Here is a 9,910-nt window from a genome sequence, read left to right on the forward strand (position 1 = left end):
CCACTCAAGTTATCAGGACACCCATTCAAGTTATCAGGACACCCACTCACGTTATCAGGACACCCACTCAAGTTATCAGGACACCCACTCAAGTTATCAGGACAGCCATTCAATTTATCAGGACACCCATTCAAGTTATCAGGACACCCACTCACGTTATCAGGACACCCACTCAAGTTATCAGGACAGCCACCTAAATTTAACAAAACTAAAACGATACTATTTGTCCGTCCCCCCTTGAAAATAACAGTTACAAGCAACAAATAGAGAGTATTGAATTAGAAATAGATCAGATCATGACAAATCCCATAGAAATCAATATAGAAAACGTACAACAAGAATTACTCGACGCATCGCAACAAAAATTCATATTGATTGATTTTTGGGCCGACTGGAGTGAGCCGAGTAAACAACTCTCACCATTGTTGGTAAAAATTGCCTCCGAATATGGCGAAAGCTTAAAGCTGGCCAGAATTAATTGTGACGAGCAGCAACAAATTGCCATGCAGTTTGGCATCAAAAATTTGCCAACGGTTGTTTTATTTAAAGAAGGTCAACCGCTTGATGGCTTTGCAGGTGTGCAAACAGAAGCCGAGATCAAAGCAATGTTAGATAAACATCTACCGAAGCAGCAAGACTTGTTATTTACGCAAGGTTGTCAGTTAGTAGAAGAAAGTAAGTGGCTCGAAGCATTTCCAATTTTAAAACAAGTATTGGAACTGGAACCAGAAAATAGTCAATTTAAACTAATGTATGCAAATGTTGCGATTGAACTTGGTAAAGTTGATGAAGTTGAAGCTATATTGCAGTCTACTAAAATGGCAGATCAAGATGCTCTCTATTTACAAGTACTCGCTAAGCTAGATTTAGCTAAACAGGCTGCAGAAAGCCCTGAGGTTCAAGCCTTACAACAACAGTTAGAAGCTGAACCTGATTCTTTGGAATTAAAACTTAAACTTGCAGTTGCCTTACATCAAGTCAATCGCAATGAAGAATCGCTTGATTTGTTATTTAGTGTACTTCAAAAGGATTTAGGTTTTGCCGACGCGAAAAAAACGTATCTTGATATCATTGCATCTTTGCCAGATGGCGATGTAACAGCAAGTAAATATCGTCGAAAAATTTACGCCTTATTGTACTAAGTTGGTAAGTCAGTAAGCGATTTTGTGTGTATTTAACAACGTATTTTGTTAAGCAATATAGGGCTATGGCGGTTTTGAAAAATTGACATTAAAACCGCTTTAACTTAACCAATAGCATCTTTCAAACGGCCAAGTTGATAGTAGGCTCGTTGTCCCAATCGCCTAAATGGGGCAAAAGGGAAATGCGGCAATTCTGTCGAAAGTGGCGAGTTTATATCTTTGCCTACAATTAAATCTGCAAGTTGCTTGCCCGCTAATGCGGTGAATGAAACCCCAGAGCCACAATACCCTGTAGCATAATAAACATTATTTTTTGTTTTATGAATATGTGGCATTTGGTCTAAAGATACAGAAATCCAACCATGCCAATTGTGATCGATATTCAGCTTTTCTAATCCAGGAAAACTATTTTTCAATTCGTGTAAAAGTCTGTTCGCATACTTTGGATCTAGAGCGTGGGCGCCGGTTATAGCCCCGCGGCCCCCGAATAATATTCGGTTATCTGGTAATAAACGGTAGTAGTATTTTAGTTCCCGCGTATCCATCATAACTTGTCTAGTTTTGAAATTGGCTGCTTCGCGTTGCACGTTCGTTAGCGGTTCGGTGACAATGACACTTGTTAATACGGGGAGAATTTTATGCTGTAGTGCTGATGCCATTTTACTTGGAGTATAGCCATTGGTGGCCATCACTAACTTGCCAGCCGTTACACTACCACTATGCGTCGTAACTCTATGGTTAGAATCAGATTGAATTTGAGTCACCGAGCTGTTGGTGTAGATTTTTATCCCTAGTGATTGCGCTTTTTGAGCATACGCATGTACAAGTTTGAGAGGGTGGATCCCAAACCCATTGGAATATCGAATTGCGCCATGGATCTTTTGGTGACAAACATAATCGTTTTGAAACGCTTGTTTGTTAATGGTTTCAACATTGTAGTCAAAATTTTGATGTAAATAATCCGCCGATTTTTTCAATCGGTCGTACCATTTTTCGCTATGGGCAAGCTTTAAGTATCCAGATTCGCACTGGCCAATGTCGTATTCTTTGCCAATTTCTTCTACTAAGTTGATGCCCTGTAAAAAGTCGTTATGTAAACGGCTTGTCGCTTGAGATCCAAAACGACCAACAAGTTGTTGATAAGACAATCTGCCAGAACCAGGCAAAACAAAACCGGCATTTCTGCCGCTGCAGCCCCAGCCAATTTCATTAGCATCAAGGATTACAATATTTTTAAAGCCCTGTTGAACAAGGTTAATGGCACAAGTTAGTCCAGTGTAGCCAGCCCCAATGATCACAACGTCAGCATTTATGTCGGCATTAAGTATCTTTGTGTCTGATTTAGCCCCAACGACATAATTTTTGTGCCAATAGCTTTGTGGTGATGATTGATTTGAAGCAAGCTGTTTACTCAGTAAAGGATCATAAACTGCCATATTTAGGTAAACTCCAACATCATTTCTGTTGCATCACAGTGACAGTCTTTTCCACAAATAATGCAAATATAGTCTGGAATCGTTGCGTCATTATGCCAACGCCGAGGATGGGTTTTTATTAACTGGCCACCCGCTTTCGTAAAATATTTATAAGAAGCGTTACCCGGACTTTGCATCCAAATGTGGCTGAGGCCAGCTTTTGCACCCATTTGCTTTAACGTGGCAACTGACTCTTTGAGAAGCAACCCGCCAAGTCCTTTACCTTGATAGTCTGGATGGATAGTATTGCACTTAAAATAGGCTACCAAATTCGCTTCAACAGGCCAATGACTTGGTGTACACCATTTATCCAATGGCCACGAATTTGGTGCGTAAGTGAGTCTAAATCCAACCAATTTTTTTGGCGTAACTGACGTGTCGTAAAGAACGTAGCTACAGTTTAAATCGTTATAAACACTGCGCTCTAACATCTTTTTTAGGGATTTATTGTCTAAGTAGCCTTCACCATGGACTCGATTTCCCAATGCGATCACATCGTTGAAGTCAGTTAGTGATAAGGGTTTTAGTGACAGTAGGTCTCGATTCATGATTATGCTCTTTTGCTATGAGTGGCGTTAATTCTGCGATCATTTGGTCTGTTACCCCTTGGTTTTGGCTAACAAATCGTTTCGCTTTTTTTGCCATTCCGGCGCGTTTAATAGGGTCATTGAACAACATCTGCATTGTGCTAAGCAACTCTTTTTGTGAATCTAGTTGAATGCAAAATTTCTTTTTTTGGCACTGTTTAAATACAGTCTTAAAGTTAAATGTATAGGGACCGGTAATGATAGGCAAACCGACAGCGGCAGGCTCAATGGGATTGTGCCCACCGGTTTTGACTAAACTTCCACCAATAAAACAAATGTCAGCTAATGTAAGATACCAGAACATTTCACCAATAGTATCGCCAATTAAGACCTGAGTCTGAGAATGAATAGGCACAAAATGTTCATTTTTAACGTTTAATGAGTTCTGGGATCTGACCACTTCGGAGTTAACACCAGACAACGTTGAGCGATGTTGTATTGCAAATTGCTCCGAAGCTAACAATGCCACTTCTTTAAATCGTTCTTTGTGGCGAGGCACAACAATTAAAAGTAAATTTGGTTGAGTTTTTAACAGTTGTTTATGCGTGGCAAAAATGATCTTTTCTTCTTTATCATGAGTACTCGCCGCTACCCAAATCGGCCTAGCAAGGCCTTTTTTTATCTTTTCGGCGTCCGCTATTTGTTCGGTAGGTAAAGATAGGTCGAATTTAATATTGCCAATTGCTTTGATTTTTTGTTCATTACATCCCAAACGGATAAGGCGTTTCTTGTCAGGTTTATATTGCGCTAAAACTAAATCTAAAGTGGTGATCATTTCTTTCGTGGTTTTGGGGAGCTTCAAATACCCTTTCAACGACTTTTTAGAGAGGCGAGCATTAACGAGTACCACTGGTATCCCTTTACGTTTAGCAAAAAGTAAAAAGTAAGGCCACAATTCTGTTTCTAACATAATAGATATCTGTGGTGATACTTTTGATAAAAAACGTTCCATTAATACCGGTATATCAAATGGTAAATAGCGAATAGTGACCTGCGGTAAACTCGAAAACAGCGATGTAGCTCTAGAACGTCCTGTTGGTGTTGTTACCGTTATTAAAATGGGTTTTTCAGGGTAAGTTATTGCCAACTTACATATTAATATTTGAGAGGCATTAGCCTCACCAACCGACACTAAGTGGATATGAATTGGACGAACGTTCTGACCAAATTGGGGGAAGCCAAAACAAAAACGTTCTTTTAGGTGTTTTTTGTAATCTGGATTTTTAAAAGACCGGAATGCATATTTGCACATAATAAAGGGTAAAAGCAGGAAAAAAATAAATGAATAGATAATTCGAGGCATAGGTCATGTTAACGAAAAATGAAGGTTACCTGATTAAACGAGTAAATTGTTTCAATTTAATTAACAAATCGCACGGTTGTTTCGTTTTAACAAAACCTTAATGTTTCAGACTCAAATTTGTCGCTTTTTATTATTAATATTGTCGCAATCAAATTGACTAAAATTTAAGTAACAGTGGCAATACACTCAACTATTCCAAAACGAATACTCATTATTCGCACCAGCGCAATTGGTGATGTGATAATGGCGTCTCCAATGGTCGCTGCATTAGCCGACCGCTACCCAAATGCCGAACTCTTTTGGCTATTGGAGCCTCATCTAGAGGCACTAGTGAGTTCCAATCCAAATATTCATGGTGTTGTTGCATTTCCTAAAGCTGAATGGAAGCGACTATTTAAAGAAAGGCGTTATCGTGACTTATTTTACGCCATTAAATCTATGCGTGACAAGTTACGAGATCTAAAAATTGATTTAGCAATTGATGTCCAAGGGTTGGCTAAGAGTGGCATTTGGGCTTGGTTAAGTAATGCCAAGAGGCGAGTTGGATTTATAAGTAAAGAACCGACAAAAATTTTTATGACCGAACGGATCAATAAACCTAAAAATGACCCTGAAATTAGCTCTGAATACAAAGCGATGGCTAAATATTTGGGCTGTAACACAGAGTCTTTTTATATGGACATCCATATCAGCAGTAGTGATAAAACTTACGTTGCTACTAAATTACAGGAATGGCTACCATTTCCTGGTGGCATAGATCAATTTGCAAAAGTCAGCGGCCAAATACAGATCAATGAAGATAAGATTAACCAAGATAAGATTAACCAAGACACCCACCGATATAACAGCCGAGTAAAGCAAGCAGCAAAAGCCGAAAACTCAGGAGCGAACTTGCCCTATCTGGTGATATGTCCTTTTACTACGCGGCCGCAGAAGCATTGGGTCAATAGTTATTGGCGAGACTTAATTAAACAAATTTCAATTCATTTTGGGCTGCCTGTACTAGTTATTGGTGGTCCAGACGACCATTCGAACGCCACTAAAATAGTAGCTGAATTAGCGAATGCAAAATCTTTATGTGGTGAGCTCAGTTTAATTCAAAACATCGAAGCGATAAGTAAGGCAAAAGCATTAATAGGTGTTGATACTGGTATGACACACGCGGGTATTGCAAAGTCGGTGCCCACAGTGGCCTTGTTTGGATCAACTCGTCCTTATCTCGTTACCCGTGTTGAACAAACTGAAGTCCTTTACCTTAATAAAAGTTGTGCGCCTTGCAAGAGAAATCCTAGTTGCAACGGCACGTTCGATTGTATGGCAGATATTAGTGTGCCATCCGTCATGATGACGTTGAGTCGTATTCTTAATTCAAGTTCAAATACAAATAACGTGAGAAGTGCATCATGAGAATATTACATGTTGAAGCCGGTAAACATTTATATGGTGGCGCATTACAGGTGCACTATTTAACCTCTGGGTTATCAAAATATGGGATTAAATCATTTTTAGCAGCACCAAGAGGCGCTGAAATTTATGACGTAATGCACGGTGATGTTGTGCCGCTTCCCATGAAAATGGCAGGGGATCTTGATGTCTCGTTAATATTTAAATTAGTCAAAGCTATCCGCATTCATAAGATTCAATTGGTACATCTGCATAGCAGAAGAGGAGCTGATCTATTTGGACTAATTGCTGCAAAGTTAACAAATACACCGGTGGTCATTTCGCGACGAGTCGACAATATCGAACCCAATTGGTTTTCAAAATGGAAATACCATCAATGTAATAAAGTGATCACTATTTCAGACGGGATACGAAACGTACTTTTAGATGCTGGCGTAGATTCTAATCAAGTCACTACGGTATTGAGTGCCGTTGATACTGATGAATATAAGCCAATAGATCACAAATCAACGCTCAAACGGCCAAACAATAATTGGTTTATTAAAGAATTTAAGCTCGATAGAAGTGACGTTGTTATTGGTGTTCTAGCGCAATTTATCCCAAGAAAAGGCCATTCGGTTTTATTTTCTGCGTTTAAATCACTCATTGCAAAAGAGCCTAATGTTCAACTATTGGTCTTTGGTAAAGGGCCACTAGAGGAAGAATTAAAACAAGAAATTATTCAACTGGGCTTATCTAACAAGGTTCAGTTTTGCGGTTTTCGAACGGATTTGGCGCGCATTTTACCAAACTTAAACCTTGTTGTTCACCCAGCATTCGCCGAAGGTTTAGGGGTGTCACTTTTACAAGCGAACGCCTGCGGAGTTCCTATAATCGCCAGTCGTGTTGGCGGTATTCCTGAAATAGTAACTGATGGGCTCAATGGTCTGTTGGTTGACCCAGGTAATGTACAAGAATTGTTTAATAGCCTTGAGGACTTAGTTAGCGATACCAACCGAATTGAGCAAATGGCTGCTGCAGGACGGGAAAAGGTACTCAAAACGTTTTCTATTAAAGCAATGGTTGAGGGGAATGTAAGTGTTTACAAACACTGCATAAAAAAGTGTTAAGTCAAGTTTGACCCCATTACAAAGTTGAGGCGATTTCACTTTTCCTGTGCCAGTTGCGCTCTTTATAATTAATCAGAAATACAATCGATGAAAGATAAAATGATTACCAATCAAGACAGTGAAATGGGTTGTACCCCGCAAGATAGTGACATTAAGCTATCACTAAAAAAATCAGAGAATTTAGAAACATTGACAGTTGTTTCCTGTGCTAATGAAAAGTTTTCGTGTGGTTTAGTAATGTCTATGGTTTCTGCGCTAGCGCACTCAAGTGGTGAATTTTTTTATGAACTTATTGTACTCGATGGTGGTTTGTCGGAAGCCACAAGAATGTCACTAAACTTAAAGCTTCAAGATGTATCTAACAGAATAGGCACACCATTTTCACTAAAGTTTATATCCCCAAGCAAAGAGTCGATTGATAAGTTACCAAAAAGGGTTGGTTCATGGATGACATACGCCCGTTTTTTATTGGCGGAAATTTTGCCGCAAAAAGCCGTGATCTATTTAGACTCCGATATCTTGTGCTTTCGTGGCATCGAAGAGTTTTATACCAGCTGGGACAACGTCGCCCCCATTGTTGCATCTCGAGATCCTAAGCAGACGATTGATAAAGATTGGCCAGATGAAGCGAATGAGGCGCCAAAAGGTGTCATGTATTTTAATGCGGGACTCATTTTACTGAATTTGGATTGGATGCGCTGCAATTTGCCTTTGGCTAAAGTTGAAGAGCTGGTGGCTAAGTTTGGGATGGATCGACTTAAGTTTCATGACCAAACCATTCTTAATTACATGTCACATGGCAAAGTGATCGAAGTGGCGCGGGAGAATAACTGGGTTTTAGCAACGGAATATGCAATGCAAGTTATCGACAACTGGCAAAGTGTAAATATTCATTACGTTGGCAGAGTAAAACCGTGGTTAAGGCAAAAAACTGAAGCGCGACGCTTTATTCCTGAAGTTCTGTATTTTCAAGCGAGTAAAGTCTATTGCATCGATGGAGTAAAAGAACGCGTACTCGATGAACAAGACCTAAAAGTTGTTAGAAACAAGGCTCGGTTTTATAAGTGGCTAAAACCTACGAGAGCTAGGACATATCAATCTGTGTTGAAATCACTTAGTCGACAAGTTGAACTGGAGTCAAAATTAACTAGTGATGTTTTCTATCGCCGCTAAATCAGCATTCTATTGAAACTTCTAACTGTTTAGTTGAACGAATGGCAGATCAAAAGCTGGGTGTCCATGTAATTTATGAATGGGTGTCCATGTAATTTATGAATGGGTGTCCATGTAACTTATGAATGGCTGTCCATGTAACTTATGAATGGCTGTCCATGTAACTTATGAATGGCTGTCCATGTAACTTATGAATGGCTGTCCACGTAATTTATGAATGGGGTCCATGTAACTTATGAATGGGTGTCCATGTAATTTCGTGGCTGTCCACGTAATTTATGAATGGTGTCCATGTAATTTATGAATGGGTGTCCATGTAATTTATTTATGAAGCACTTAATTAAACTCAATAAACAAAGAAAGAAGAGTAAATGATTTCACATCTCAACCTCCTAGATACCAGTATTAGTACAGATAATTTAGGGGATATCATTATTGTTGATTCTATTAGAAATCAACTTGCGGACATTTTATCTCAGCAATATGTCACTAACGTATCTACTCATGATTCGATGGGGGCAGTTGGTCGACGGTTATGTCGTGAGGCAGATATCAATATGTTGTTAGGTACAAATGCGCTTACGTCTAAAAATCGAGTTGGCAAAAAGGACATGTGGCGATTACGTCTTTGGGATATCTCTTCATTAGCTAATAAAGTGGTTTTATGTGGTGTAGGTTGGCGAAATTATCAAACCGAAGTTAAAACCAGACAGGCAAAATTCTATCGCAACATTTTAAACGGCGAATATATCCATTCCGTTCGTGATAGTCATGCGGAGTCTATGTTGAAATCAATTGGTATCAACAATGTACTAAATACAACTTGTCCTACTACGTGGAGCTTAAATCAAAATCATTGTGCAACAATACCACAAGGGCAGGCGCCAAATGTGGTGTTTACATTAACGCGTCATAAAAAGGCCGACGAAGATAAGCAAATGATCAGGTATCTATTGTCACTATATAACAACGTCTACTTTTGGCCTCAGCAAATTGAAGACACTGACTATTTAAAAACATTAGTTGATGCGTCTACTTTTACCGACATTCACTTATTAGCACCTTCACTTTTAGCATTCGATTTGTTTTTGCAAACGACAGATACCGATTTTATTGGTACCAGGCTCCATGGTGGTATCCGAGCTCTGCAATTGAAAAGGCGAAGTTTTATTATCGGAATAGATAATAGAGCAAGAGAAATAGCAAAAGATATCAATTTACCCGTTCTTTTAAGACAAGAAATTGAAAATCTTCCTCAATTAATTAGTTCAAATTATGAAACAGCGATAAAACTGCCTATAGAAAACATCACAAAATGGCGCAATCAAGATAAGTTTTTGTACAAAAAAACAGCGTAACTCAGGTTTTTTGATTGATATTTAACCGAACAAACAAAAAAAGTGAATTTAATTGAAATTAGGGGTTGCACAATTTTTTGGTTTCCCTAAAATGCGCGCCTCTTCCAACGACAAACGTCAGCGGCAAGAGGGCGTCAATCAAGTGTTTAAAAAGTCTTTAAAAACTTATTAAATAAAGTGTTGACACCAAAATTGGAGAGTGTATTATGCGCCTCCCGGTTAAGACAGCCTTGAGCGACTAAATTGATAGTCAGTCCTAACCAGAACCTTCGGGGTTCGAAACGTTCTTTAACAATTTGTAATTAATTATCTGTGTGGGCACTCCGTAGAGTAGTGACAACAAATATATATGTATAAAG

8 protein-coding genes are annotated in these 9,910 nt (G+C 39.0%); 5 read left to right on the top strand and 3 right to left on the bottom strand.

Going from position 1 to position 9,910, the window contains the following annotated elements:
* The first annotated feature begins 296 nt into the window (after positions 1–296).
* Complete coding sequence (locus Q4575_RS08020; protein ID WP_215963585.1) at positions 297–1,142, top strand: co-chaperone YbbN; 846 nt, start codon at positions 297–299, stop codon at positions 1,140–1,142.
* Between the two features lie 104 nt (positions 1,143–1,246).
* On the opposite strand, the gene Q4575_RS08025 is transcribed toward Q4575_RS08020, so the two are convergent.
* From Q4575_RS08025 to Q4575_RS08035, 3 genes are read right to left on the bottom strand one after another with little or no spacing between them, the layout of a single operon-like run.
* A complete protein-coding gene (locus Q4575_RS08025; RefSeq protein WP_303522188.1) occupies positions 1,247–2,578 on the bottom strand; it encodes an FAD-binding oxidoreductase in 1,332 nt (443 codons plus the stop codon).
* Between the two features lie 2 nt (positions 2,579–2,580).
* The gene (locus Q4575_RS08030; RefSeq protein WP_215963587.1) at positions 2,581–3,165 is read right to left on the bottom strand and encodes a GNAT family N-acetyltransferase; all 585 of its coding nucleotides are present in this window, start codon (positions 3,163–3,165) and stop codon (positions 2,581–2,583) included.
* Positions 3,122–4,456 (bottom strand): 3-deoxy-D-manno-octulosonic acid transferase, encoded by a 1,335-nt coding sequence (locus Q4575_RS08035; protein WP_303522191.1) that lies wholly within the window; start codon positions 4,454–4,456, stop codon positions 3,122–3,124. The genes Q4575_RS08030 and Q4575_RS08035 overlap by 44 nt, the downstream gene beginning before the upstream one ends.
* A 225-nt stretch (positions 4,457–4,681) precedes the next feature.
* Between Q4575_RS08035 and Q4575_RS08040 the strand changes: the two genes are divergently transcribed.
* The 4 genes from Q4575_RS08040 (at position 4,682) to Q4575_RS08055 (ending at position 9,551) form a co-directional block, all read left to right on the top strand.
* On the top strand, positions 4,682–5,914 hold the full coding sequence (locus Q4575_RS08040) for a glycosyltransferase family 9 protein (RefSeq protein WP_303522193.1): 1,233 nt from the start codon (positions 4,682–4,684) through the stop codon (positions 5,912–5,914).
* Positions 5,911–7,020 carry a glycosyltransferase family 4 protein gene (locus tag Q4575_RS08045; RefSeq protein WP_303522194.1) on the top strand — a complete coding sequence of 370 codons (1,110 nt, stop codon included), beginning with the start codon at positions 5,911–5,913 and terminating at the stop codon, positions 7,018–7,020. The genes Q4575_RS08040 and Q4575_RS08045 overlap by 4 nt, the downstream gene beginning before the upstream one ends.
* Before the next feature lie 87 nt (positions 7,021–7,107).
* On the top strand, positions 7,108–8,193 hold the full coding sequence (locus Q4575_RS08050) for a glycosyltransferase (protein ID WP_303522196.1): 1,086 nt from the start codon (positions 7,108–7,110) through the stop codon (positions 8,191–8,193).
* A gap of 371 nt (positions 8,194–8,564) precedes the next feature.
* On the top strand, positions 8,565–9,551 hold the full coding sequence (locus Q4575_RS08055; protein WP_303522199.1) for a polysaccharide pyruvyl transferase family protein: 987 nt from the start codon (positions 8,565–8,567) through the stop codon (positions 9,549–9,551).
* The last annotated feature ends 359 nt before the right edge of the window (positions 9,552–9,910 follow it).

The organism is Psychrosphaera sp. 1_MG-2023 (assembly GCF_030548245.1).
Lineage (GTDB): Bacteria > Pseudomonadota > Gammaproteobacteria > Enterobacterales > Alteromonadaceae > Psychrosphaera > Psychrosphaera algicola.